Source organism: Pseudomonadota bacterium (assembly GCA_018823135.1).
Taxonomy (GTDB): Bacteria; Desulfobacterota; Desulfobulbia; order Desulfobulbales; family CALZHT01; genus JAHJJF01.
The window spans coordinates 24,481-47,981 of sequence record JAHJJF010000091.1 but is presented as its reverse complement, the minus strand read 5'-3'; the positions used below and the strand labels follow the sequence as shown (position 1 = coordinate 47,981).

Sequence of the window (23,501 nt, the reverse complement as noted above, 5' to 3'; positions counted from 1 at the left end):
AATGCCGCAATCAAGCTGGCCGGTGCCTATTCGCATTTCGGAAAAGGTGATGAGGCCAGGAGTTGGTATGATAAAGGCATTGCCATGGGCGCCGATGACCATATCATTAATGAGGTGCAATTGCCTGATGAAACAAGGCTCATATCCGGCGTTATCAACGGCAAACTGCGGGTTAATGGCGTTGTTCCCGCCGGGGCCAGGGTCGGCCTTTTCGTCTGGAAGGAGAATGATCCTGAGGAGATTGAGCCGTGGATCATGGGGAGCAGGCTTGCGGCTATAACAGATCTGGGCGGTGAGGGAACTTTTTCTTTCAAGAATCTCGGCCGGCACTCCTACCGTCTGGCTGTCAAAACCGACAGGACAAGCATCCCGTATGATATTGCTGTGGAGCAAATCAGTCTGAAAAATGCGCCGGGGATCATTTCCCTGGACTTGGCGAATCCAGCGGTTGATCTTGGGGTTATTGAGGTGTCGGTGGATTAATTACCAGTTGGAAGGTTTTGCCAGGATACGTTTTATTTTGAGGTCAAAGAGTTTGTTGGATGATTGCGGTGCGATCAAGGCCACGGTGTCGGCCCCACGGGCTGTTCCGGCAACGGTCAACACATCATCCGGAGAGATCAGCCCGGCATCAGAGGCCATCATGGCGATTTCCACACAAACTTTTATTCCCTGGCCGAAGAGCCGCAAGGTGTTGGCAATCAGATCCTGCTGCGAGTATTCCTGTTTGGCGCGGATTGCGGTGCCGATGGTGCGGAACGGCATGGTGCCGGTGTGAACAACAGCCCCCATTGCTTCTATTTCCTGGCGGGTTTCAGGCGGCATTTCTAGGACGCCGGGCTCTTTAAACCCGACATTATGGGTGACAACCACCACTTTCACTTCCGTTCCCTGAAACATGCGGGCCGCGGCAAGGCCGGTAGAACCGACGGTTGAGGCAACCACTACCTGCTTGATGCCATATTGGTTCAGGCCCTGTTTGAGTATGGCAAGGGTCTCTTCGGTATTTGTGAAACCGGGTTTTTCAAAATACTGAGTCATAATGCAATTCCCATGTACCCATATACCAGTTGCCTAAATAATCATCAGGCGTTGCAGGTTGGTTGTAGAGGTATGAAATTTTTGAGGACTGGTCTTCCACATGAGCGGCTTTAATCCTTCCGACGATATGTCCGGGGATTGCAAGGGTGAACTGTGCAATATAGGAAATCCATAAATCAATGCTGACAAAGCGCAATCCTTCACCGGAAACATAGGTCAGATAGGCCGGATAGAGTATTTTGTACGCTTCTTTTTCCCTGTCAGGCAATGATTCCTCCCGTGTATAACCTATGGCGTCGCCAGTGGCAACCGCCTCCTGATATAAAGAAAAGAAGGGGAGGATGCGCATCAGGGCATACCATCCCTTGAACCCCCTGGGTTTTTTGACAAAATCCTTTGCATGGGCAGCTTCATGAAGCGCTATGCCCGGACTGTCTGAATAAAGGCTGATGGAGTTGGTATAAGGATTGTAATGATCGCCGCCGAAGACTCTGCCCGGCAGGATGGTATAAAGGGTTGTGGAGACAAAGCCCACGGTGAAACGGAAAAATCCCGGCATATCCCTGTTTTTGAAAAGTCTTTGCCATTCGCTGCCAGGTGAGTATTGATTTATACGGATTTTTACATTGTTAAGGTCATTGTCCACAAGATATTTTGAAATAGCGCTTTCCGTATCTGTTGATATATCGTGATTTTCAACCTTCCAGCTCCAGAGGATGAGTTTTGATGGTATTGAAAAGAAGTAATGGCCCAGGCCGTCGACAAATCCCACCGGCCTGCCGCGGACGATCTGTTTTTCATTCTCCTTGAGCATTAAAGTGTTAACGGACTCAATGTCTTCACCATATTTATAGGGAACCGTTGCGCAGGCGGATAAGGTTATGAGGGATAAGGCCAGAAGACTTTTGAGAACCAGGGGAGAAATGTGCATGGAAAACTCCTGTGTTTAAATGCCGCCAATAGCGTCGGCGAGCAGGCCCACCGCAATGCCGAAACTGTAGGAACGGTTCCAGGTGAGGATAACATCGAAATTGTCATACACCATAAAGGCGCGGCCCTGCGGACCATCCGGTTGAATGATTCTGGCGGTGATTGCTGCGCCGGCAAGATCACTGCCATCGGCCTTTCTTACGCCCAGTTGCCGCCATTGTTCAAGGGGCAGTTTCTGCGAGGCGATGAGGCCAGAATCAAGTCCCTTGGGCAGAAGCACCTCACGGCCCCAGGTCCAGCCGGTCTGCCAGCCGGATTTTTTTAAGTAATTTGAGCCGGAAGCAAAAAGGTCGGCGCCGTCCTCCCAGAGTGAAATCTTGCCGTTATTATCAAAATCAACTGCATTCCCCCGGAAAGTCGAGGGCATGAACTGCAGGTAACCCATGGCGCCGGCCCATGATCCCAGCATTTCGTTAACAGTCATGTGACCGGCATCAATGATGTGCAGGGCATGGATGAGTTCGCGTCTGAAATAAGGGCCGCGGCGTGCATCATAGGCCAGGGTTACCAGGGAATTGATCACCGGGCTTTTTCCGGTGATCGTCCCGAAATTGGTTTCAATACCCCAGAGGGCCAGGACAAATCGAGGCGGCACCCCGTATTGTTTGGCAATTATTTTTAACAGCTCCTGTTTTTCAACGAGTTTGGCGCGGCCCGTGTCAACTCTGCCTTTTGTAACAACCGCGCTGAGGTATTGCTCGAGAGTTCTTTTGAATTCAGGCTGGTTGCGGTCCAGTTCGATAATCTGCGGATTGAGTGCAACGTTGTGGAATGCCTGTTCCGTGGTCCGGGGTGATATTCCGCCAGCATGGGCTTCCTGTTTAAGCTTTTCAAGCCAGAGTGCAAAATCGTCTTCCGCATGAGTGGTGGGAATATTCCAAAGCAGGATGATCAGGAAAAAAAATAATGCACCGGCGATCTTCGGGGTGGTATTTGAGGGAGTTGGATTATTCTGTTTCATGGGGCAGGGTAATGGAGATTATGGGAGGTTATTTACTGATGACGAGGCATGGATTGCTAACTTGGCGTATTGCTCATTACTGAAACAAAGAGTGGGGGCGGCGCCGGAATTATACATCCTTTGTTTTTTGTCCATCAGGGCAAAGACAATCTGCGGCAGTTTATTGCCGTATTTGAAGTTGTCAGAATTTTTTTCCCGGGAGTCGTCGATGAATATATCATCCTGCCAGATACCGGCAAACTTTTGGCCGTTGGGGAAGGTTTTAGTGCCTTTTCCAGAAGGTTTGTCGTTTTGCCAGTATCCTTCATAGATAAAGCCGTCATCTGCATTGTAAATGCCAAAACCTTCCAGGCGGTTATTGTTCCAGTGGCCGACATATTTTTTGCCGTCGGGCCAGATCTTTGCACCTGAGCCATGAAATTTTCCCTGATCCCAGTTGCCGACATAAACTATGCCGTTTGCCGTAGCATAGGTTCCGTGCCCGTGGAACAGGTTTTTCCCCCATTGGCCTTCATACCAGCTGCCGTCGCTGCAGACCAGAGTGCCCTGGCCCTGAAAAATTCCATTCTGCCAGTGGCCGTTATAGGTTGTGCCGTCGTTATGGGTAAAGGTCCCTGAACCATTGATGGTATTGTCGTTCCATTCACCGGAATAAATTTCACCGCCAGGGGTGATAAAAATGCCTTTACCGTTGTACCTGCCGTTTTGCCATTGGCCATCGTAACTGCTGCCATCGGCATAAAGGGAAACCCCATGGCCCTGCCGGCAATTGCCCTTGATGCAGGGAGTTTCGGTGCGGTGCTCAGTGGTGGACGGAGGCTTCGTGACCGCGGTTTGAATCACTCGGGATTTGTCCGGTAGGGTGACGCGTTCAGGCGTGCTGACCAGCTTTTTTGGTGTACAGTGAGCGACAATGATGCTCACGATAACCAGAAGAATGAGGTATTTATATTTTTTCATGGGGATTAGAAATTATGATTAAATGGCGGTAATAATTTGTATCAGGCAATCCTACGATATTTTTCAATAAATACAAGAGATGAATAGCAAAGAATCGCTGTTGGTGAGAGAAATTCGCAAAAGGTCGGTGTTTCATGGCGTTATGTTGTTTGCGAAGCTTTTACTTTTCTGTATCCTGATGAAACAAGACGCCGCAATGTCTGCAGGTAGTTGCTTTTTTTAAATTCTTCTTATTGCAGGACGGACATTTTTTCAGTTCCGGGATTAGGCCGAAAACAGCCAGGAGTATGACAAGTGCGCCGGAAACAACCGGTACGGGAGATGTTGGGATTTCGGTGTCATAGGTGAGCAAACCCATAATGAGTGAAAAAAAGCCTACAGCAATAGCTATGGTCTTAAGTGACATAAGTCTACTCCATGTGAAATTTAATGAACGCATGAAAACAACATAGTAACAAAGAAATAATATGCCTTAAATCCCTGTTGCCATGGGCTGTCTGCTTTAGCCGTTGGTTGATTGCTTGAAATATAATGAACAAGACCCTGTCTGTCTACCAGGATTATCGAGCGGGCTGAAAGCATAATATCATCTTAACAGGAAGCCTCTTTGCTTTTTTATGTTTTGAGGGAAATTTTTGAAAAAACAAACGGTTCATTCTTGAACGCAAAAGGAGGAGCGCTATGGAATTAAAAGGCAAAAAAATAATAGTCCTTGTGGAAAATCTCTATAACGACCGGGAATTCTGGTACCCCTACTACCGGCTGAAAGAGGCCGGGGCCAGGGTAACGGTTGTGGGTCCGGAAACCGGCAGGGTCTATAACGGCGCCGCAGGCATTCCAGCGGTAGCGGAGCAGTCGGCCGGGCAGATTAATCCTGATGAATATGACGGGCTGGTCATACCCGGGGGATATGCGCCGGATCATATGCGTCGGCATCCGGCCATGGTGAAACTGGTCAGGGACATGGTTGAAAAAGACAAGTTGGTTGCGGCGATCTGCCATGCGGGATGGATGCTGGCCTCTGCCAAAGTGCTTCAGGGTCGGACCGTCACCTGTTTTTTTGCTATCAAGGATGACGTGGTGCATGCCGGAGCAACCTTTGTGGATGAAGCGGTGGTGGTTGACGGAAAGCTTGTTACCAGCAGGACGCCGGATGATCTGCCGGCCTTTCTCAGGGCGATAATTGCTGTACTGGTTGCATGAAAAAATCATTTTTCAGCAATAATTTCATTGGGTTGAATCGTCTGGATGATTGCGGTTTCAAGGCATGGATTTTTGAGCCCGGGATGCTTATTGCTGCTGAGGATCAATGGTGGGGTGATTCCGCCAAACGGTCTGTACCCCATGAAGGCCTGGATATTGTCTGTTTTGTCGACGCAAACAACAGGAGACATCCCTTGCCGCAAAAGGCTCGTGTTCCGGCGCTTTTTGATGGAGAGATTGTCCTGGTCATGGATGATTTCTTAGGGCAGTCGGTATTTATAAGGCATTTGTTTCAAGAAGAACGCGGGACTCTGTACAGTATTTACGGTCATGTCGTATTGTTGGAGCATTTATGCATCGGCAGCATGATACGGGAAGGAGATTGTATAGGAATGATCAACCATGACAAGGCAGTAAAATGCCCACCGCATCTTCATGTTTCCGTAGCCATTATCCCTGATGCAATAAACCCCGAGCAGTTGTCCTGGAAGAAAATATCTGAAACCCGTGAGATAACGATCCTTGACCCGCTGGATTTATTTCCTGCGGCCCATGTTGTGGTTCAGCAATAGCTCAAACGCCTTAGTTGTCATGAAACTCACCACCTCCGGTGGTGGACCCGGAAAGGTTCAACCGATCCGGCGAAAAATCAGTGTTTTTGAAACCGCAGAACATCGAACAAGGTGCCAATCGTCCGATGTTCTGTTAGAGGACAATATCGAATGTCGAAGTAAACAGCATGAAGTTCAAAGAAGAAGACCTTTCATGCAGGCAGTTCGCTCCTCAAAACGATGAAGGTCAAGAAGTATCAGTAGGTATTATCCTTCATCATTCGTTATTTTGCGGTTCGATATTCGATATTCAAATCTGTAGTAGTTAGGCCCCTTTTAGGGGGCTAACTGAGGCCTCCAGCTATGCTGGAGGAGACTCACTCTTTTTCTATTCCGATGTACGCCTTGTAAAATTTTCGGAATATCATCCTGATTCGATAAAACAATACGGGTCACGCTCTGTGAAAACATCATGCCCGGCACTATGGGCAATGGCAAGGCAGCCGCCGCAGGCCGGGCGGATCGGGCAGTCGCTGCAGTCTGTGCAGCCGTTTCTGTAGCGCTGGGCGCCTCCAGAAAAATAGATGTCACCTAAGGATTGATCAAAAATATTGCCGATCAGAGATGGAAATTTTCTGCAGGCATGCACCTCGCCATCAGGCAGGACGGTGAGAAAGTTGAAAGCCGCGCCGCAACCGTAACCGGCACAACCGTCAAGGGGGGGCAAGCCTTTCTGAAATTGCAGAATATTAAAGAGGTTGTCCTTGAGGCCGAGAATGGGATTTTTCCCCGCTGCAACCAGATAATCAGCCAGGAATTCCTTGAATCGGTCACGGTGGGCTGAGACCAGGTTGGCACCTTCGCCCACCCGGGAAAGGCGGTTGAAGGTGAAATGATCGGTTTTGTTCCTTAAAAACTCCGCCAGCGGCAGGACTTCACCCATATTGTCTTGGGTGAGAGTGAGCATGACCATGGAATAGATCTCAAGTTCTTTCAGAAGCGCAAGAAACTTGAGGGCACGCTTGAAATGTCCGGCCCCCCGGATGGAGTCGTTTTGTTTTTCAAGGCCTTCAAGGCTGATCTGGTAAAAGGCCGGTTTTCTGATGGCAATAATTCTTTCCATTGCCTGTTTCGGCGTCGGGTTTCCGAGGATTGCAACGCCCAGGCCCCTGTCCACCGCAGCCCGGTATAACTCGTGGAAATAGGGATAAAGCAGGGGGTTGCCGCCGGAAAAGGACACCTGGCCATCGACGTAATTTTCCAGGCAAAAAGCGCGCATCTGGTCAAGAACTATCAAGCCGTATTCAAGAGGCATGGGAGCTCGGTCGCTTCGGTCATAACAATGTTTGCAGCTGAGATCGCATTGCTGAGTTATATGCCATTGCAGGGTAAAAACTTCAGCGGTTTGATATGCGTCAAAAGCAGGTCCAGCTTTAAGAAAAAGGGGATCCCGGCGTATTTTTGATCCCGGGGACAGCAGAATTCCTTTGCGGACGGCTTCTTTCAATGTCTGGTCCACCGAGCCCACAGAAAGATCACTTCCGGAAATTAATGATTCCGGAGGGATTTCTTCAATGATAATTTTAAGCGCTAACAGGTCGGTTTCAATGGCCGGCCGCATCACAACCTCACCGGAGTGTTGCAGCTTCCAGACAAGAATCATCTCGCTTTCCCTGTCTTGGTCATCGGGATGAACTTTGTTCAGCAGGGGCAGGAGTTTTTGCCAGGATATTTCCAGCAGATGGAGAGATGGATTGATGGAAATCGATTCTGGATTGGTTGCCACCGCAGTGTTTTCAGCTGCGTGGGCTGCAAGCTCCAGACGGGCGAGATCCGGTAATAAATTTTTATCGTCGTCGCCCGCCTGGAAAGAGAGAGTGTTCAGGAATTTTTCCGGCTCAAAGTCCGGTCCGCATTCTTCTACAACACTCTTCCAGTCTTTAGCGGGAAGGGTTGCTTTGCAGAGCGGAAAAATTGTATCAAGGGTTTTTTTTAATGTCTCCTGCACGGGTATCTCCATATCCGGTCCTGGGCCGGACGAAAGACGTTAGTGACTAATGAAAACAACTTAAACGTTACCCTTGATCCTGAGCCGTAAGCAAGTGATTTTTAGAAGCGCCAGGGGCAACCCGCACAGGTATCAGCCCCCTCATCCACTTTTTTGCGTTTATCGGTGCTCAACTGCACCGGATTTGCTACCGCTTCAAGCGCTTGTTCCGGGTTTTTCGGTGCTACCTGCACCGGGTTTTTCTCCCGTTCAAGCGCTTTTGCCTGTTTTCGTGCAACCGGTAATGGAAAAAGCTGCTCCGGCCAACAGGCTTGCGATACCAAGTCCGGCAAGGATTTTCTTCAGATTTTTTGAATCCATAGAAGCCTCCCATGGTATTTATGGGTTAATAATTGAGGGCTCCTCTCCCAGGAATGAGAAACCCGGTGGATCGGAGATGTCTTGTGATGATGAATCTTTTATAGAATCAGAGGGTATCAGGCGTGATGAGCACAAGTCAAAAAAATAATTATGGAAAAAACGTATTTAAGAGGTGCAGGGATTATGACACTTGCAAACCCGAGTTGCTTGTGTATGATTATCTGTATTCTGCGCAGAAGAATTTTTTAACGGAAATTCTACAATTGGAGGAACATAATGCTGGTAAATAAGGAATGGACTATTGGAAAATTGCTCAGCACCTCAACAGCGTTCTGGAAAGGCTGCGCTTTACAGGCAGGAGTCAGGCTTGATGTATTTACAATCATAGGCGATCAGTGCAGGAGCCTCTCATTTATTGCAGAAAAAATCGGTGCCGATCAGCGAGGTTGCGAGTATCTGCTCAATGCCTTGTCGGCAATGGGCTTATTGAACAAAAAAGCTTCGATCTATGTTAATTCACCAGCCGCCTTGGAATTTCTTTGCAAGGATTCAAAAAAATATATCGGCTATATCATTTTACATCATCATCATATTCTTGATGGCTGGGCACAACTGGATAAAGCGGTTATTACCGGAAAGCCGGTTGAAACAAGATCCTACGGTGAGGAGATTGAGCGCGAAAGCTTTCTTATGGGCATGTTTAATCTGGCCATGGGAAACGCGCCTGTGGTCGCTGCCCAGACAGACCTTTCCGGGAAAAAACGGCTCCTCGACCTGGGCGGTGGTCCCGGCACCTATGCCATTCATTTCTGTAAGGAAAATCCAGAGCTCAATGCGGTTATTTTCGATCGCCCGACCACAGAGCCTTTTGCGCGGAAAACAGTAACCAGTTTCGGACTTGGCGAACGGATTGATTTTGCGGGTGGCGATATTAATTTCGATTCGATTACCGGCGGCCCGTACGATGTTGCCTGGCTTTCGCATATACTGCACAGCAACGGCCCGGATGAATGTCAGGACATGATAAATAAAACCGTTGGTGCAATGGAGCCAGGCGGCCTGATCATGATTCATGAGTTCATCCTTGATAATAACAAGGATGCCCCGGAGTTTGCGGCGCTGTTTTCAATCAACATGCTGATCAATAATCCGGCGGGAAGGTCCTATTCCGAAGAAGAATTAACCTCAATGCTGGAAACCGCCGGGGTCAGAGATATTTACCGGCATCCATTCAAGAGCCCTAATGATTCTGCAATTCTCTGCGGGATAAAATGATTCGGTCATTATGATGACGCACCTCAAGCCAAAGACCTCCCTGCTGGCAAGCGACCTGGACGGAACGGTCATTCCTTTTGAACCCGGACCGGAAAGGGATGCCGAGATTCAGGAATTCAACCGGTTGATGGCAGACAATGAACATGTTGGTCTGGCATATGTCACCGGCAGACATCTGGAACTGGCCCTTGCGGGGGTTTCGCAATACCGGTTGCCGGTACCGGACATTTTTGTCTGTGACGTCGGGACAACGATTTATCTCCGCGAGGGGAAAAACTGGGTGGTTGATCAGGAGTTTCGAAATCGGCTCAAGACTTCCTGGAAAGGATTTTCTGGAAGCGATATTGCTCGAATTCTTCGGGGAATTAAAGGGTTAACTCCTCAGGAAGCCGAGAAACAGAAGGAATTCAAGCAGAGTTATTATGTTCCTGTCACCCTTGATTATCGGGAAATGGCTATCCGGATAAAGGACCGCCTTGCCGGAAAAAATGTCCGGGCCAACGTCATTTACAGCGTTGGTTGCCAGAATAATATCGGCCTTGTTGATGTGCTGCCGCAGCGGGCGGCAAAAGACTATGCGTTAGCCTATTTATGGCGGAAGCTCGGATTGAAGAAAGAGCGGGTGGTGTATGCCGGAGATTCGGGCAATGACTTGTTGGCGTTTGTCAGCGGCTTTAATGCGGTTGTTGTGGCAAATGCATCCGGGACGGTAAAAGAGGAAGTCCGGCGACTGACAGGGGATAAAGGCATTGCCGATAAGGTGTTTTTTGCATCGGAAAGATACGTTAAAGGGGTTATGGAAGGTTGTTTTCATTTCAAATTATTTTCCCAGGGAGACGATCACTGACCCGCTCCGTTCTTTGCTGCTTTTTTCCCACTTAAAAGAATTAACAAGCTTTCTCTGTCTGAGTTCCTGCAGTTTGCCCTCAACCGCATCCGGCAAAACCGCCTTGCCCTGGGAATGCAACCCCTTGCCGGTAATAATCCTGATCTCCCTCAAGCCATTGCCTCTGGCCGTATGGATAAATGCTTCGGTTTTGATCAGCGCTTCAGCAGCAGTGAATCCATGCAGATCAATTTCCGCCTGCGGTTGGGCGGGGTAGGTGCTTTTCGACAAAGATTCGGCTTGTTGATGTTTTTCAGTTAAGGCATCCGGACAGGGCAAAGGGATGTCGCAGGATTTGAGAAGCTCCGCAAACCCGGGTTCCTTCTCTGTGCTGTCACTCTCATCACCCATAAGGCGGGAATTGATATTTTCTGCCCCTTTAAATATACGTATTCCGTGCTTATCTTTTCTGTAAGATTTCATTTTGTTCGATCAAGTGAATGAATTTGTTAGTGGCACGATGATTTGCGGAGAGACATCAAGCATGAGGATAATATTACTTATATGGTGATAAATCAAACAACTATCCGTTTATGGGACAAGTTTTTTTTACTGCCGGGACATAAAAACTGTTTGTGCTTGACACTTTTAAAAAGCACGTAATACAACAAAGATAAGAATGAAGCAGGAGATTTTTTAGAACTTTCAACCCATTGTGGGCGGAATATCATAAAATATCTACAACCCAGGAGGTGGAATATGAATAAGATTCTCATCGCAGTAGATGACACGAAGAGCGCTAAGGAAATTTTTGGTAAATGCAGCGAGATGTGCAAGTGTATGTCGCCTTCCGAAGTAAACCTTGTGTATGTGGAGATGTTTGAAGGAAGATCTTTGATGGATGATATGCTGGGTGATGCCGAACTTTCAACACTCAGGAATGTCCTTGAGGGGTCGGAATACAAAAACACTTTGGATGTAAAAGCACATAAAATACTTGATTACTATAAAGCGGCCATGGAAGGCAATGGCTGCAGTGCAAAAATAAAGAAAACCGTCAGGTCCGGGCATCCTGCTGACGAAATCATCAAAGTTGCCCAGGAGAGCAAGGCTGATATGATTATTATCGGTTCCCGCGGCAAAAATGTCTCTAAAATGTTCATGGGAAGCGTCAGTCGGGAGGTTGCCAATAATGCGGAGATTCCGGTGCTTATCATGCGCTAGTTTCCGGCCCGGCAGTGAACAGGGCAATTTGGGATTAGCCTGACCTCATAAAACCGGATGAGTTGAGTGCCCGCAGGCTTTCTTATCCGGTTTTTTCAATTTGGAGAAAGCCCAAAAGCTTAAAGGAGCATTATGACGAAATTAATTGTCTGGGAGACGGATTTGGCTGCGGCCGTGAAAAAGGCCAAAGCGCAGGGGAAAACAGTTTTGCTTGATTTTCATAATCCACATTGAATCGGCTGCCAGCAAATGGATGCCGTGACGTATCCTGACAGCAGTGTTGCCGCGTTTATTATGGAGAACATAATCCCGGTGAGGGTTAAATCTGACAGCCAACCCCTTGCCACGGATTTTAACATTAAATGGACCCCTTCGCTGATTACCCTGGACGGCAAAGGCGAAGAACATCACCGCACCGTAGGGTTTCTCGACCCGGCGCAACTCATTCCGTCATTGATTCTGGGTCAGGCAAAGACAGCGTTTGATGCCGATCAAACCGATGTAGCGTTGACCTTTCTTGGCAAACTTCTGGATACTTATGCAAAGAGCGATGCCGCACCTGAGGCTGTGTATCTGCAAGGGGTGTGCAGATATAAAAGCACCCAGGATCCCGCACCGCTCAAAGGTGCATATGAAAAGCTTGCCGCCACCTGGCCGGAGAATGAGTGGACGCGGCGGGCATACCCATACCGGCTGCTATAAGTCAACCGATGCAGAAAAAAGATCTGCTGCTTATTATCCTGGCGATCTTTCTGGCTGTTGCAATATTCCTCACGATAATCTTTGGTGGAGGCAGGAGCCGTCACGGGTACGGCTCCTGGTTTCATCAACAGTCCGTCACCCATACCGCCTGATACCGGCGGTAACCGTCAAATAAATATACTGCTATACTGTTTTGGCGCATGAGCCGCGGCTTTTCCGAACATCTTCACCGGCGGGAAAAATCCCTTATCCTGCGTGCTCGGCGATGTGTGATTTTCTGTCACGCTCCCGGCGGGCCTGATTGCTTCGAAATCAGGGCCGGGCGCAAGGGGCCTGAATGATGTCATATAACAGCAGAGAATTCTTAAGAGTCACAAAAAAGTAATTGTAAGCATGTGGTTTTTGTGGAAACTATACGCGGATGAATAAAAAAACGATCAGCAAACTAATAACTGTGGCAATGGTCCTTATCTTGATAGGGCTGTTTTTTTACGTCAAAAACCAAAATACTGTCCCGGAATGCATTGAGGGCGATTGTCAGAATGGAATCGGCACCCTGATTTTTGATGACGGCAGGCGTTATGCAGGTTCTTTCAGGGAAGGCTATTATGATGGCCAGGGAACCCTTACAATTGCCGACGGCCGGCAATACGTCGGGTCATGGGAAAAAGATCTGCCCAGCGGACAAGGAGTACAGACCAATCCTGACGGAACAAAATACGAAGGGGAATGGAAGGACGGCAACTATCACGGCCACGGGGTCCTGACCCTTCCCGGCGGCGGTGTCTACGAGGGCGGCTGGTTTGAGGACAAGCCGCACGGGAATGGGACCTATACCCATCCTGATGGGAGAAAATATGTCGGGCAATACAGCAAGGGCGTTGCTGAGCAGGGAGTGTTGATCATGCCGGATGGCACGGAAAAGGTGATTAATTCTTTGTAATATGCGGGGATCCTGCGTTGTTTGGGCCAACAGTGCAGGGTCGGGCTATTTTGCCGAGGCAATACGGGCGGAATTTGCCTTGTGGTGTTTTTTTACGGTTAAAGCAAGATCTTCAACCAAGAAAGGCTTAACGATATACCCTTGAATGCCCAGTTTGGCAAAAGCAACAATGTCGTTTTTTTCAGTGACTCCTGTAACAACGATCACCGTCGTCCAGGTGTCTTTTTTATTTTCACGCAAATCTTTTAGAAACTGATAGCCGTTCAGATTCGGCATCATGTAATCAAGCAGAATAACATCCGGTTTCCATTCCTCGTAGATTGCAATGGCTTCCATTCCATCATTTGCCATCTTGATCTCGAATTCATTTTCCGACAGGCCACGTTTATAAAACAGTTGGATCTGCTTGGAATCTTCAGCTATAAGAACTTTGAGCTTTGACATCAACAGGCTCCATTTAAAATTTATTGTATCACGCTACAGCGTTGAGTCCCGGCTTTCATGATGCAGGAGAGTTCTGTCCGGGTGTGAACGAAAAATCAGTAAAACTCAGCGGTGGTTTCTAAGTGCTCAGGCATGTTGTGGCCACAGCACGCCTCTTGCTGTCCACGGGAGTGATTTTTAAAGTGTATGCAGTATACCTATTTAGAGACAAAAATTAAACAGGAATATAACCGCAAGTATTTTCACCGGTTCAGTTCAGACCAGCAGACGACCTGGTTTCTGCCGAGATTTTTTGCGCGGTAAAGGGCCTGGTCCGCCTGGCTTATCAGTGTGGATTTCTCTTCGCTGAAGACAGGAAATACGGTAAGCCCCAGTGAAAGTGTGACATTGGCGGTCTGGCCTTCATGCCGGACAGTCATCTCTTCTATGGCGTTTCTGATTCTTTCAGCCATGAGGCGGCCGCCCTCCTGATCCGAGCCTTCAAGGACGATGGCAAATTCTTCGCCGCCGTATCGGGCCGCGAGGTCAACGGTCCGGACTGTTTCAGAAAGTATTCTGGCAACAGCCATCAATACCTGGTCGCCGAAGGGATGGCCGTAGGTGTCGTTAACTTTTTTGAAAAAATCGATATCACAGAGGATGAGGCAAAGTGGAGTTTTTTGCCTGCGGGCGCGCTCCAGCATGATAACGAAACCATGCTGAAAAGTACGGTGGTTTGCAAGTCCGGTAAGTCCGTCGGTTGATGCCATGGTGTTGATTTTTTCATGGGCCTGGCCCAGATCAATTTTGATGGCGATCTGGGCGGCGATCAGTTCCAGCATGTCACGGCGGTGTTTTGTGAAAACCCCAGGCCGGCACGCCGCAACGATCAAGGCGCCGATAACCTCCCCTTCCTCTTTTAGAAGAGGCATGATCAGCAGAGAGCGAAATTCGGAAATTTTTTCATCGTTGCTGAAGATCGGCGCGGGGCCGCGGTATTCTGCGGTTAAGGGAACCGTCCTCTGGAGTTTGAAGGCCTGACCGACCAGCCCCTCAGTTGCGGATTTTTCCAGGTCTTGAAATTGCTCGGCAAGCAGTCCCTCGGCCCGGACCACGCGGTGTTTGTCTTTGTTGCGAAGGCTTATGGCAATACAGTCGGCATCAACCAGGGTGCGGATCACCGTGAATGTCGCATCAAATACATGTTCCAGGCCAAGGACGGAGTTGAGTTCACGAAGGCCGACACAAACGCGCTGCATGGCTGATTTTTCTTTGTCCAGAGTCAGCATTTTTCGATTCATCGAAAGTTCAAGGGAGAATTTGCGGGCTGCAGTGCGCAGGACATTTCGTTCCGTTTCCGTCCAGGAATCGTCACTGGTGCGATCAACACAGAGAATCGCGGTTATTTTAGGGGATTGATTTTCATCATCAGGCGCCAAATCGTCCTCCACCCTGAGGGCAAAGAGACTTCCCACGCCTTGCTGGTTTTTATAATACGGCAGGCTCCAGGAGCCACCTTTGGCCGGGGCAAGTGCGACTTCACTGCCGGCTGATTTCAGAGCGCTGACAAAGCCGCCTTGACCGGGATAGGGCCCGGAAAAAATATCTTTTCTTGAGGTGGTAAGGTTTCTGAGGCGCAGTTCCGAGCCTGTCGGGTCAAGGGATAAAATTGCAACAGTGGTGAGTCCCAGGGCTTTTCTCAGCAATTCAAGCTGGAGATTGAAAGAAGCGGTGACCGCTTCCACTGCTGGGCGGCTGTTTTGCGGCTTGTCGAGGTCTTCCGTTAAATTCAGGGAGTTCAAGAGAGACGGCGTGTCGCCCATGAGGGCGAAATCCAAAGCATATTCATCTGTTTCCGCCTGGGCTTTAGATCGTGCCAGGGACTGGCGCATTCTTCTGCGATAAGCCTTGCTGTCTGTAAAAAGGCTTAAAGCGGTTATGGCTGCGGTATAAAAAATGAGATTGAGCACAAGAACAATAATCGACTGCGCGTCGGCAGCAAAGAGTCCGATCTCCATGAAAACAGCTGCCATGGTCGGCAGGATGAGTTGTTTGATGGGAAAAGACACATAGAGCCAGGCAGCAAAACAGGCCGGGAGGAAAAGAGCATGTTCGGCAAAAGGAACCAGCCGGCGAAAAAGGATCCAGATCAGGATGGTCCAGAGTAAAGGGCCGGTAACAGCATCAAGATACCGGTCGGAAATTTTTCCCTGCAGCCGAGGGTAGAGATCGCGGCAGCTTGCAAAGATCAAGAGACCGACGACAATGATTTGCAGCAAAACATTTGAGTCCGGCTCGAACAGGCCCATGGCGACAGCGGCGACGCCAATAATGCCGAATAGCGATCCGTACCAGTTTCTGATGAGAAGAAAACCTGTTTCGCTGAACCGGGACTGCTTTTTTCTGGACAACGGCTTCTCCTGCGGACAAAGGATAAATTTCTGGAAAAATCGGTCTGGCAAACCCTTGAGAAGTCGGCTCTTGTTTTCTGTGCGGCCAGCGAATCTATTTTCGCCTGCTCACATATCGCTTCGGTTTTATGCAGGCGATCTTATCAGTGAATCTTTTAATTACCTCGAAATACATTCTGCCCGTCTTTTCAATGATCGTATTGTGGTCGGCGCCCGGCACCATCTGAAATTCCTTGCCCTTGGCAGGGCTCAGCGATTGCAGTATTTCGGCGCTTGCTACCGGAATAATCTCGTCGAACTGGCCATGGAGGATAAGCGTAGGTTTGGCGATACCGGAGATTTTCTGGGCGTTTTTGAAGCCGTTCATTTCAGAGAAATCCAGCGTATTAGCGTCCACCCCCAGCGTCAGCAGTAAAGGCAGGGTGTGGGCAAAGCCGCTTTCAATGATCAGGCCGACAATGTCTTCCGGGTAGGAAGCGGCAAGTTCAATGGCACAGGCGCTCCCAAGGGAACGGCCCATGACGATCAGGGACCCGGTACGGTTTTCCCGCGACATCCATTCTTTAATCCAGCTAAAGATTGTGTGAGCATCGGCCATCATGGAGCTGGCAGTGGGCGTTCCTGTGCTGTTGCCGTAGCCGCGATAATCAACAGCCAGAAAATTAAGTCCGACAGCGTTATACATGGGCCCGATGTCGTCATAATCGCTGACGATCTCGCCGTTTCCGTGAAAGAAAAGGATGTGCGGGGCGGCTGGGTCAGAAAGATGCAGGCGCCCTTCAACGGTAATGCCATCGGCAACGCTGATATCATGTGCAACAGCATTGGGTGGCGGTTGTGTGCTTACGTCTTTGCGCGGATGGAAGAGAACGGCAAGAATATCAGGGTGATCAAGTTTTGCGTAACCGAAAGGGATTTCCGTCATGTTGTTCCTTTTTGAATTAACGTTTTAAAGATCCTATTAAAATATGTATCACCGGGTTTGTCAAAGCACATATACCGGATTTTATACGGCTGTCAAAATGGTTATTATACAAGATGCTCCATGGGTTGAGAGTGTGGTAACAGAAAATCAGGGATTTAAGAAGCGCAAGGAATTCCCGCCAGGCATAAACTGTCGCGGCTCGGGTTCAATCTGTCATGTGAGTTAAATCCTGTTTGAGCAGGTTTGCCTTTACTATGGTTGAATCTTTGTGGCAGGATAGACGAATGGTTCGATCTATCCTGATTTGAGCGGTTCGAATTTTAAACAGGACCTGCGAGTGCATTCTCCGAGGCTCAAAGCCTGGCGCTTATCTGCCGCGGGGAGCTTCAATCCGGTAAATATTGTTCGATTATCAAGAAATTAAAAAGAGGTGAGGTCATGGGGGGTGAAGTCTCTTTTGTGGCGTTAGGCAGCCGGATGCGGGCGATTCCAGAGGTGCAGACCCTTGGGGTCAAGCCCAATTACCATGATTACACTCCCCGCGAAAGACAAATGATTAACCAGGCTAAGCTGATTCTTTATCCATCATTGAATTATGCGCAGTTTTTTACCACGGCCGGGAGAAAGATATTCCCCAGTGTTGAAACCTACCTGTATGCTGATGAGAAAATAAAGCAGACAACGCTTTTTAATCTGCTGGAAATTCCTCATCCGAGAACGAGATTTTATTATTCACGGAAGAAGGCGGATATCCTTGATGATTTCACTTTTCCATTCATCGCTAAAATTCCACGCGCGTCATCCATGGGCAAGGGAGTTTTTAAAATCACCAATCTCCCGGAACTTGAACAATACCTGCGAGTCGTAAAAGTGGGTTATATTCAAGAATACCTGCCGCACAGCAGAGACCTGCGAGTCGTGTTGATCAATTACCGGTGTGTCCTTGCATACTGGAGAAAGTGCGCCCCCGGTAATTTCAGGGCCAATATCTCACAGGGAGGGGAAATTGATTTTGATAATGTGCCCGAGGAGGCCATAGGTCTTGCGGAAAAATATGCCAGGCGCTGTAAGTTTAATGACGTTGGGCTGGATTTATTGCTCCATGATGATTCATGGTATATTATCGAAGCCAACATGCAGTATGGGCGAGAGGGCTTCAGGAAGAAGAAAATGGTTCTCAAGGAAGTAATTCGTGAAAAGCTCTTGTCCGGGGAGTTGTTTTCATCCCCTTGATCTGTGTTTATGCTGCTGTCCCCGTGAATGCCAAAAACGGAAGCATTTCTGTGGTTTTTCCGGCTGGTATTTTCGCGCGGCGGAGCAACAGGCCCGGGCTACGCTCGTTATCGCTTAAACGCTTTGATTATCCTGGTAATTTCATGAAGAAAGTCTGTGAAGTGTGTGGCGGATCGGGCCAGATAAGCTATTTTAAGGGGGTCAGCCGGTTTTTGCTTTCCACGGAAGAATGCCCGCAATGCCTCGGCCTTGGCTCTGTCAATCCGGGCGACGAGGGAACGGCATCCAAAAAGATAAAGACGGAAAAAGGCGATAAACCTCGGAAGAGCAGGAAAAGATAATTTTCTTAACAATTATGATATCCCGGTTGACTGCATGTGTGGGTTTGTGGTAATCGGTGAGATGCTGCGTCTGAAATCATGCGTTTAAACACGGATCTGAACAAAAAAGAAAACAGGAGATACCATGAATATTATCATTGGTTCATTGCTCATATCAATAATTGCGCTTAAATTTCAATTTGAGTCGGCATGGCCTTTTTTCCTCTGTATTGCCGCAGGTCTTCTGCTCGCGCCGATCCATAATAAACTCCTCGGGGAAACCAAGAACGCACCCATTGGAGTTGCCTATCTGGTGGTGGTTCTTGCGGCGGCATCGGGAATTATTGTTCAGCCGCTGTTTTTCAGTTTCGTACAGATAGCGTTACTTTTTCTGGGCGGTGCATTGCTCTATGCAGGCTTCAAGGAGCAGTACGCTATCAGGGGTTAACCCCTCCAGTCTCGTTCATAGATAAAGTGCATTTTTTCATAAGCGGCGGAAGTTTTAAGGCTCCCGCCGCTTATTTTTTTGTTTTCCGGGTGGGTTGCCGGATTAACAGGATTGATGAAATCGCAGATAGCGAATGCAAAGAGACTTGGAACAGACTGATTTAATCGACAGGGGTTGTAACGTGTTGATTTTGTGAGGTGGACCTTTTGCTGCTGCAACTTGATACGATTCCGACAAGATTGATCACCGTAACTTCCGGGGGAGCGAGAAATCGAATCGGCGGACCCCAGGTTCCAGACCCTCTGCTCACATACAGTAATGTGCCGTTTTTCCTGTTGAGATGGCCGGCCCTCACCGGATATCGAAACCAGGTCAGGAGATTAAACGGAAAGATCTGCCCCTTATGGAAATGGCCCGAGAGTTGAAGATCAAAAAAGGGTGCACTGTCCGGGTCAACCTCTGGCCGGTGTTTCAGGAAAAGCACAAACTTTTCGGGGATGATGCCGGAAAGAAATGTCTTTTCCGGTAAAGCAGGGCGCTGGGTGATAAAATGACTCGTTTCATCGTCAACACCTGCAAGGATCAGGGTGTTGGTTATCGACAGGTAATTACCGTGAAGCAAAGTAAAGCCGGCACTTTCGGTAAAAGACACTGATTTTGATAATCCTGCGTAATATTCATGATTGCCGGTAACGGCATATTTTCCATACCGGGGCTTTATTTCCTGAAACATTGCGGCAAGATCAACCGGTCGAATTATAGAGCCGTCAACAAGATCGCCGGTTGAAACAAGCAGATCCGGCTCTGCGGCCTTGACCGCCGAAAGTATTTGTTGAAGCCTTTTTTCTCCGACAAGAAGCCCCAGGTGTACGTCAGAAATCTGCACGATTCGCAATGAGGTGTTAGATGGTAATTTTTCTGTTTCAATGGTGATTGTCTCCATGCTTATATTTCGGGCTTCGAAAAAACCATAAATGCAGATCGCCGAGGACAGCGCCAGGGGAACGAAAAAGACCAGCGCTGGATTCAGCTGAAAGGCCGGGAACTTTTTTCTTGTGAAGAATTCCTGGAGTTTTGAGGCCACTCTCAGGAAGTCCACCACAACGGCAATGGAAACAAAGAGGAACAGGAACCCCATCCAGCAGTAGCCAATCCACGCCATGAGTAATGCCGGAGTTTCATGGGCGGACCTTTCCAGCAGACGGACAATGATCGGTGCTGCTGTCATTACTGACAGGAACAGGCAGAGCAGAGAAATTCTATTACGCCCGAACTTGAAAGCGCTTTTGGCCTTTATGAAGAAATAAAGATGTGCAGAACCGTAAATAGCAAGAAATGTGAGCAGAAAAAGGGACATGGTTTTTTATAGAAAAATGTTGCTCTTGTGATGTGGGATAATCATCTCACCTTTTTAACTGGTCGTATTACTAATAAGCAAGTAAAGATTATTGCACTGTTTTTGGCGCGGGGAGTTTCACCAGAGAAATTATTATAGCATCAACCCCAGGAACAAAGGAAAAATGATCCTGATCTTCTGATCAAAACGTTTCAGGTCATTGTCGTATCCTGCTCGCAGCTGAGAATTATAAAGATTCACAAAAAGGAAAATATGATGAAAGACGATCATGCAGGTCCGAGAAAGGAAAAGCCCGATCCAGACAGAATGGCGATTTTACGATCCCTGCCCATTGAGGTGAAACAGCAGATTACCGGTGAGGAGGCGCAGGCCTTTCTTTATAACGAACCGCTGCCGGATTCCTTGCTTGAGAAATTGAAGGATTATCTTGTGGAAGACAAGGACCGCGCACCTTAAGGGAGCAGAAATTTATTGGTTGACCCGTTTCCTGAAAAGGTTTAGCGTAATTTCTCGATATTACCATGAGTAATACTGTTGTTAGCCCCAAATTGCCAGATCTTGCAAAGAGAGAATTTTCAGGCTGGTGTTTAATGATTATCGGAATTCAGTAAGGGATGACTGAGCGAAAAACAGAAAGGGAAATCTGGGCCATAGGCGGTGGTAAAGGCGGTATCGGCAAGAGCTTTATCATCAGCAGTATCGGCAGCACGCTGGCGATGCGCGGCAAAAAAGTCGTGCTCATAGACGCTGATTTGGGCGGCGCCAATTTGCATTCGTTCCTCGGCATGAGCCGCCCGAAAACCTCCCTTTCTGATTTCTTTGATAAAAAAGCCCCTTTAGAGGATTTGCTTGTCGAGTCCGGCATCCCTAATCTCAAGCTTTTGAGCGGTACAGTCAATTCGCTCTCCTCTGACAGCATTAAGCACGCGCAGAAACGAAAGTTTTTTCACCACATCAAAGAACTCGATGCCGACCACATCCTCATAGATCTCGGCGCCGGGACCCATTTCAATACCATTGATACCTTCCTGCTTGCCGATAAGATGATTGCGGTGATCGTTCCTGAGATGATCGCCATAGAAAATATGTATTATTTTCTGAAAAACGTGTTTTTTCGGAAACTGGTTACCGCCATGACCATGGCCGGTAAAAAGGACGTTGTAACCGCTTCCTGGAAAAACAGGGGAAAGCTCGGCATTGAGACCCTCAAACAATTGCTGGATTATCTTAAAGGATATTCCGAACAAGTCGAAGAGGTAATCACCAGTGAACTGAATAGTTTCACCGTAAATATTCTGTTGAATAAGTCGAAAAACGGCAAGGACGCTCAAGTCGGACATTCAGCTAAAAGCGTCTGTATGAAGTATTTCGGCTTCAATGCAAAATACGTCGGGCATGTAGAGTTTGACGAGTTCGTCACCAGGAGCACCAACAAAAGGCAGGTCTATGTGCAGCAGCATCCGGCCTCAAAAACAACCAAGCAACTCGATAAGGTCATTGACAACCTCATTGAGGGTCGGCAGGTAGGAATGGCCGGATGAAAATAAACAGGGACGAGTTCAGAAATCACTTTGAAGTGCTCGAGCTTCCTCTTGATTCGTCATTGCAGGAAATACGGACATCGTATAATTATCTGAAAGAGCTGTATTCAACGGATTCCATTGTCACTTTGCCGGCGGCAGGGGAGATTTCCAACGAAAGCGTTGCGGAGATTCTTGAATCAATCGAAGATGCATACCAGCATCTGCTTCTCTTGTTCAAGGAGGAGGGTAAGGCCCTTGATTATGAGCTGAAGCGCCTGGTTGACGAAATATCTGAATTTGACGGCCATGCGTTAAGGCAGATAAGGATTGCCCTGCACGTCGACCTCGAGGATGTGGCCGACACAACAAAGGTTCAACTCCGGCATCTAAAGAATATTGAAGAAGAGGACTTCGCAGCCCTGCCGGTCCCGGTTTATACCAGAGGATTTGTTGTGCTTTTGGCAAAATATCTGTCCCTTGATCCGGAAAAGGTTGCCCAGGATTATATGAAGCGTTTTGCCGACTGGAAAAAAGAAAATCCCTAAGCCTGGAAAGCCCGGAGTTGCTGTTTGGGAGAGAGGCTGAAGGTGTTTCAGAACCCAAAGCGTACCGTGCGAAATATCCAGGTTAGAGCCGGGGGCGTATTTTTCAAAAGATATTATTCCTGAAAGTTCATCTCTCCGGGAATCCGTTCTGAAAAGACCCGGACCAAGGTTCCTGTGATGCCAGACTCCCTTACCCGTATAATCAAGAGAAATTGCGATATTTCCGACGCCAGGGACAATGGCATATACTCAATCTGTATTCTGGTATTAAAACTCCGCAATCTCTATAAATGGGAAAAAGGCCTGGAACCATGGGAGGAGCCCGAATCCCATGCAGTACTCGATTGGATTGACACCAGGGAGTCTTGCTGGAAGACCCTGCTTGGAGATGATTATGCCAGGCTTTCGGTAAATGGCAAGGCCTTGGATCCTTTTGATATCCGGTCGGTGAATGAGTCTTTAAGCAAAGGCAAACAGCTTTACGGCGCTGGCTACGGCAGGTCTTTGAAGGCAGTGTTTTTTCTTGCCGAGATTCTTGAAGAGCGCCGGGTCGAAGACTATCAGGTCTTTATTCTCGGGCACGAAGAAGCCCGGGAGCTTGCCAGTCCTTTTGCAATGTCTCAGGACGGGGTTATTTATCTGCGCAGGGAGTCGTTGCGGTTTTTCTTCTGGGATCATCTTCAGGAGGCGAGGCCTTCAGCGAAAGCGGCTATTCAACATGCCCTGAAACTGTACGGTGTTCTTGACCGGGATGATCATCTGGACAGGGACAGCCTGAAAAACACCTTTGATTATCTGGTGGATGAGGAGATGGAACCGCTTATCTATCACGAAATCGGCGAAATAAAAGAAAAAGAAGTAAGCGGTGATATCAGTCGGCGGCTTATCAGGGATTATCCTGACAGCCTGATAGAATTTTTTTCACGGGCATTAAAGGATGTGCTGGCGGACACCCACGAGAAGGGAATGCTCAGTTATATCCTCAGGACTAGAAAGGAGACCTCTCTGGCTTTTTATATTTCATTTCTCTCTGGGATCAGGAGAATGCTTGCCCCTGAACTTTTAGACGCTTTTGATCATTTTCTTATTGACCGGAACTGGGACCGCATTGAAGAGGCAAGGTCTGTGAGCCGCGAAAACAACCTTATTCGTGCCCGGAAACTTGCGGAGATTGTTGGCAATAGCGACGCACCTGGAGAGATTACAAGGCAGAAAATCGAGCAGGAGCTTCTCGCACCCCTCGGTTTAATGCATTGAATCTGAGGCAAAGAG

28 protein-coding genes are annotated in these 23,501 nt (G+C 48.3%); 16 read left to right on the top strand and 12 right to left on the bottom strand.

What is annotated here, in order from left to right; genetic code table 11:
• The coding region (locus KKE17_09970; GenBank protein MBU1710319.1) for a hypothetical protein at window positions 1-483 on the top strand (483 nt) is incomplete at its 5' end.
• Here KKE17_09970 and KKE17_09965 read toward each other — a convergent pair.
• The 5 genes from KKE17_09965 to KKE17_09945 form a co-directional block, all read right to left on the bottom strand.
• Window positions 484-1,041, bottom strand: coding sequence for a hypothetical protein (locus KKE17_09965; protein MBU1710318.1), 558 nt, complete (start codon window positions 1,039-1,041; stop codon window positions 484-486). It lies immediately after the preceding gene.
• Window positions 1,025-1,972 carry a hypothetical protein gene (locus KKE17_09960; GenBank protein ID MBU1710317.1) on the bottom strand — a complete coding sequence of 316 codons (948 nt, stop codon included), beginning with the start codon at window positions 1,970-1,972 and terminating at the stop codon, window positions 1,025-1,027. The genes KKE17_09965 and KKE17_09960 overlap by 17 nt, the downstream gene beginning before the upstream one ends.
• Before the next feature lie 15 nt (window positions 1,973-1,987).
• On the bottom strand, window positions 1,988-2,992 hold the full coding sequence (locus tag KKE17_09955; protein ID MBU1710316.1) for a lytic murein transglycosylase: 1,005 nt from the start codon (window positions 2,990-2,992) through the stop codon (window positions 1,988-1,990).
• A gap of 18 nt (window positions 2,993-3,010) precedes the next feature.
• Complete coding sequence (locus KKE17_09950) at window positions 3,011-3,952, bottom strand: hypothetical protein (GenBank protein ID MBU1710315.1); 942 nt, start codon at window positions 3,950-3,952, stop codon at window positions 3,011-3,013.
• 160 nt (window positions 3,953-4,112) lie between these two features.
• Entirely contained in the window at window positions 4,113-4,358 is a 246-nt protein-coding gene (locus tag KKE17_09945; protein MBU1710314.1) for a zinc ribbon domain-containing protein, read from the bottom strand.
• Window positions 4,359-4,633: 275 nt separating this feature from the next.
• On the opposite strand from KKE17_09945, the gene KKE17_09940 reads away from it, so the two are divergent.
• Together KKE17_09940 and KKE17_09935 are read left to right on the top strand one after the other, a co-directional pair.
• On the top strand, window positions 4,634-5,155 hold the full coding sequence (locus KKE17_09940; protein MBU1710313.1) for a type 1 glutamine amidotransferase: 522 nt from the start codon (window positions 4,634-4,636) through the stop codon (window positions 5,153-5,155).
• The gene (locus KKE17_09935; protein MBU1710312.1) at window positions 5,152-5,727 is read left to right on the top strand and encodes a M23 family metallopeptidase; all 576 of its coding nucleotides are present in this window, start codon (window positions 5,152-5,154) and stop codon (window positions 5,725-5,727) included. Before KKE17_09940 ends, KKE17_09935 begins: the two co-directional genes overlap by 4 nt.
• 403 nt (window positions 5,728-6,130) lie before the next feature.
• Here the strand turns inward: KKE17_09935 and sbtM are convergent, their stop codons facing one another.
• Together sbtM and sbtA are read right to left on the bottom strand one after the other, a co-directional pair.
• Window positions 6,131-7,714, bottom strand: a complete 1,584-nt coding sequence (gene sbtM / locus KKE17_09930) for a selenobiotic family peptide radical SAM maturase (GenBank protein ID MBU1710311.1) — start codon at window positions 7,712-7,714, stop codon at window positions 6,131-6,133.
• Between the two features lie 249 nt (window positions 7,715-7,963).
• Window positions 7,964-8,074, bottom strand: a complete 111-nt coding sequence (gene sbtA, locus KKE17_09925; protein MBU1710310.1) for a selenobiotic family radical SAM modification target peptide — start codon at window positions 8,072-8,074, stop codon at window positions 7,964-7,966.
• Between the two features lie 279 nt (window positions 8,075-8,353).
• On the opposite strand from sbtA, the gene KKE17_09920 reads away from it, so the two are divergent.
• Complete coding sequence (locus KKE17_09920; GenBank protein MBU1710309.1) at window positions 8,354-9,349, top strand: SAM-dependent methyltransferase; 996 nt, start codon at window positions 8,354-8,356, stop codon at window positions 9,347-9,349.
• A gap of 10 nt (window positions 9,350-9,359) precedes the next feature.
• Window positions 9,360-10,196 (top strand): HAD family hydrolase, encoded by an 837-nt coding sequence (locus KKE17_09915; GenBank protein ID MBU1710308.1) that lies wholly within the window; start codon window positions 9,360-9,362, stop codon window positions 10,194-10,196.
• Here the strand turns inward: KKE17_09915 and KKE17_09910 are convergent.
• Window positions 10,170-10,658, bottom strand: a complete 489-nt coding sequence (locus tag KKE17_09910) for a Smr/MutS family protein (protein ID MBU1710307.1) — start codon at window positions 10,656-10,658, stop codon at window positions 10,170-10,172. The genes KKE17_09915 and KKE17_09910 overlap by 27 nt on opposite strands.
• 276 nt (window positions 10,659-10,934) lie before the next feature.
• Between KKE17_09910 and KKE17_09905 the strand changes: the two genes are divergently transcribed.
• The 4 genes from KKE17_09905 (at window position 10,935) to KKE17_09890 (ending at window position 13,044) form a co-directional block, all read left to right on the top strand.
• On the top strand, window positions 10,935-11,399 hold the full coding sequence (locus KKE17_09905; GenBank protein ID MBU1710306.1) for a universal stress protein: 465 nt from the start codon (window positions 10,935-10,937) through the stop codon (window positions 11,397-11,399).
• A gap of 249 nt (window positions 11,400-11,648) precedes the next feature.
• Window positions 11,649-12,101 carry a hypothetical protein gene (locus tag KKE17_09900; GenBank protein MBU1710305.1) on the top strand — a complete coding sequence of 151 codons (453 nt, stop codon included), beginning with the start codon at window positions 11,649-11,651 and terminating at the stop codon, window positions 12,099-12,101.
• A gap of 8 nt (window positions 12,102-12,109) precedes the next feature.
• Window positions 12,110-12,253, top strand: a complete 144-nt coding sequence (locus KKE17_09895) for a hypothetical protein (protein ID MBU1710304.1) — start codon at window positions 12,110-12,112, stop codon at window positions 12,251-12,253.
• A gap of 269 nt (window positions 12,254-12,522) precedes the next feature.
• Window positions 12,523-13,044, top strand: coding sequence for a molecular chaperone Tir (locus KKE17_09890; GenBank protein MBU1710303.1), 522 nt, complete (start codon window positions 12,523-12,525; stop codon window positions 13,042-13,044).
• 45 nt (window positions 13,045-13,089) lie between these two features.
• Here KKE17_09890 and KKE17_09885 read toward each other — a convergent pair whose 3' ends face one another.
• The 3 genes from KKE17_09885 to KKE17_09875 all read right to left on the bottom strand — a co-directional run bounded on the left by KKE17_09885 (window position 13,090) and on the right by KKE17_09875 (window position 16,803).
• The gene (locus tag KKE17_09885; GenBank protein MBU1710302.1) at window positions 13,090-13,488 is read right to left on the bottom strand and encodes a response regulator; all 399 of its coding nucleotides are present in this window, start codon (window positions 13,486-13,488) and stop codon (window positions 13,090-13,092) included.
• Between the two features lie 242 nt (window positions 13,489-13,730).
• Complete coding sequence (locus KKE17_09880) at window positions 13,731-15,878, bottom strand: sensor domain-containing diguanylate cyclase (GenBank protein ID MBU1710301.1); 2,148 nt, start codon at window positions 15,876-15,878, stop codon at window positions 13,731-13,733.
• A gap of 94 nt (window positions 15,879-15,972) precedes the next feature.
• Window positions 15,973-16,803, bottom strand: a complete 831-nt coding sequence (locus KKE17_09875; GenBank protein MBU1710300.1) for an alpha/beta hydrolase — start codon at window positions 16,801-16,803, stop codon at window positions 15,973-15,975.
• A gap of 438 nt (window positions 16,804-17,241) precedes the next feature.
• Here KKE17_09875 and KKE17_09870 point away from each other — a divergent pair, with 438 nt between their 5' ends.
• The 3 genes from KKE17_09870 (at window position 17,242) to KKE17_09860 (ending at window position 18,804) form a co-directional block, all read left to right on the top strand.
• Complete coding sequence (locus tag KKE17_09870; protein ID MBU1710299.1) at window positions 17,242-18,036, top strand: RimK family alpha-L-glutamate ligase; 795 nt, start codon at window positions 17,242-17,244, stop codon at window positions 18,034-18,036.
• A gap of 143 nt (window positions 18,037-18,179) precedes the next feature.
• A complete protein-coding gene (locus KKE17_09865) occupies window positions 18,180-18,377 on the top strand; it encodes a hypothetical protein (GenBank protein MBU1710298.1) in 198 nt (65 codons plus the stop codon).
• Between the two features lie 124 nt (window positions 18,378-18,501).
• On the top strand, window positions 18,502-18,804 hold the full coding sequence (locus KKE17_09860) for a hypothetical protein (protein ID MBU1710297.1): 303 nt from the start codon (window positions 18,502-18,504) through the stop codon (window positions 18,802-18,804).
• A 160-nt stretch (window positions 18,805-18,964) separates the two neighbouring features.
• On the opposite strand, the gene KKE17_09855 is transcribed toward KKE17_09860, so the two are convergent.
• Window positions 18,965-20,161: a metallophosphoesterase gene (locus KKE17_09855; GenBank protein ID MBU1710296.1), complete on the bottom strand. Its 1,197-nt coding sequence runs from the start codon at window positions 20,159-20,161 to the stop codon at window positions 18,965-18,967.
• Window positions 20,162-20,416: 255 nt separating this feature from the next.
• Here KKE17_09855 and KKE17_09850 point away from each other — a divergent pair, with 255 nt between their 5' ends.
• From KKE17_09850 to KKE17_09835, 4 genes are all read left to right on the top strand, one after another.
• The gene (locus KKE17_09850; GenBank protein ID MBU1710295.1) at window positions 20,417-20,617 is read left to right on the top strand and encodes a hypothetical protein; all 201 of its coding nucleotides are present in this window, start codon (window positions 20,417-20,419) and stop codon (window positions 20,615-20,617) included.
• A gap of 158 nt (window positions 20,618-20,775) precedes the next feature.
• Window positions 20,776-21,702, top strand: coding sequence for a P-loop NTPase (locus tag KKE17_09845; protein MBU1710294.1), 927 nt, complete (start codon window positions 20,776-20,778; stop codon window positions 21,700-21,702).
• Complete coding sequence (locus KKE17_09840) at window positions 21,699-22,229, top strand: helix-turn-helix domain-containing protein (GenBank protein MBU1710293.1); 531 nt, start codon at window positions 21,699-21,701, stop codon at window positions 22,227-22,229. Before KKE17_09845 ends, KKE17_09840 begins: the two co-directional genes overlap by 4 nt.
• A 177-nt stretch (window positions 22,230-22,406) precedes the next feature.
• Window positions 22,407-23,486: a hypothetical protein gene (locus KKE17_09835; GenBank protein ID MBU1710292.1), complete on the top strand. Its 1,080-nt coding sequence runs from the start codon at window positions 22,407-22,409 to the stop codon at window positions 23,484-23,486.
• Window positions 23,487-23,501 lie beyond the last annotated feature (15 nt).

Excerpts from the sequence above, each read along its gene's own strand:
- KKE17_09965 (MBU1710318.1), bottom strand. The coding sequence starts at position 1,041 with ATGACTCAGTATTTTGAAAAACCCGGTTTCACAAATACCGAAGAGACC.
- KKE17_09960 (MBU1710317.1), bottom strand. The coding sequence starts at position 1,972 with ATGCACATTTCTCCCCTGGTTCTCAAAAGTCTTCTGGCCTTATCCCTC.
- KKE17_09955 (MBU1710316.1), bottom strand. The coding sequence starts at position 2,992 with ATGAAACAGAATAATCCAACTCCCTCAAATACCACCCCGAAGATCGCC.
- KKE17_09950 (MBU1710315.1), bottom strand. The coding sequence starts at position 3,952 with ATGAAAAAATATAAATACCTCATTCTTCTGGTTATCGTGAGCATCATT.
- KKE17_09945 (MBU1710314.1), bottom strand. The coding sequence starts at position 4,358 with ATGTCACTTAAGACCATAGCTATTGCTGTAGGCTTTTTTTCACTCATT.
- KKE17_09940 (MBU1710313.1), top strand. The coding sequence starts at position 4,634 with ATGGAATTAAAAGGCAAAAAAATAATAGTCCTTGTGGAAAATCTCTAT.
- KKE17_09935 (MBU1710312.1), top strand. The coding sequence starts at position 5,152 with ATGAAAAAATCATTTTTCAGCAATAATTTCATTGGGTTGAATCGTCTG.
- sbtA (MBU1710310.1), bottom strand. The coding sequence starts at position 8,074 with ATGGATTCAAAAAATCTGAAGAAAATCCTTGCCGGACTTGGTATCGCA.
- KKE17_09915 (MBU1710308.1), top strand. The coding sequence starts at position 9,360 with ATGATGACGCACCTCAAGCCAAAGACCTCCCTGCTGGCAAGCGACCTG.
- KKE17_09910 (MBU1710307.1), bottom strand. The coding sequence starts at position 10,658 with ATGAAATCTTACAGAAAAGATAAGCACGGAATACGTATATTTAAAGGG.
- KKE17_09905 (MBU1710306.1), top strand. The coding sequence starts at position 10,935 with ATGAATAAGATTCTCATCGCAGTAGATGACACGAAGAGCGCTAAGGAA.
- KKE17_09900 (MBU1710305.1), top strand. The coding sequence starts at position 11,649 with ATGGATGCCGTGACGTATCCTGACAGCAGTGTTGCCGCGTTTATTATG.
- KKE17_09895 (MBU1710304.1), top strand. The coding sequence starts at position 12,110 with ATGCAGAAAAAAGATCTGCTGCTTATTATCCTGGCGATCTTTCTGGCT.
- KKE17_09890 (MBU1710303.1), top strand. The coding sequence starts at position 12,523 with ATGAATAAAAAAACGATCAGCAAACTAATAACTGTGGCAATGGTCCTT.
- KKE17_09885 (MBU1710302.1), bottom strand. The coding sequence starts at position 13,488 with ATGTCAAAGCTCAAAGTTCTTATAGCTGAAGATTCCAAGCAGATCCAA.
- KKE17_09875 (MBU1710300.1), bottom strand. The coding sequence starts at position 16,803 with ATGACGGAAATCCCTTTCGGTTACGCAAAACTTGATCACCCTGATATT.
- KKE17_09870 (MBU1710299.1), top strand. The coding sequence starts at position 17,242 with ATGGGGGGTGAAGTCTCTTTTGTGGCGTTAGGCAGCCGGATGCGGGCG.
- KKE17_09865 (MBU1710298.1), top strand. The coding sequence starts at position 18,180 with ATGAAGAAAGTCTGTGAAGTGTGTGGCGGATCGGGCCAGATAAGCTAT.
- KKE17_09860 (MBU1710297.1), top strand. The coding sequence starts at position 18,502 with ATGAATATTATCATTGGTTCATTGCTCATATCAATAATTGCGCTTAAA.
- KKE17_09855 (MBU1710296.1), bottom strand. The coding sequence starts at position 20,161 with ATGTCCCTTTTTCTGCTCACATTTCTTGCTATTTACGGTTCTGCACAT.
- KKE17_09850 (MBU1710295.1), top strand. The coding sequence starts at position 20,417 with ATGAAAGACGATCATGCAGGTCCGAGAAAGGAAAAGCCCGATCCAGAC.
- KKE17_09845 (MBU1710294.1), top strand. The coding sequence starts at position 20,776 with ATGACTGAGCGAAAAACAGAAAGGGAAATCTGGGCCATAGGCGGTGGT.
- KKE17_09840 (MBU1710293.1), top strand. The coding sequence starts at position 21,699 with ATGAAAATAAACAGGGACGAGTTCAGAAATCACTTTGAAGTGCTCGAG.
- KKE17_09835 (MBU1710292.1), top strand. The coding sequence starts at position 22,407 with ATGCCAGACTCCCTTACCCGTATAATCAAGAGAAATTGCGATATTTCC.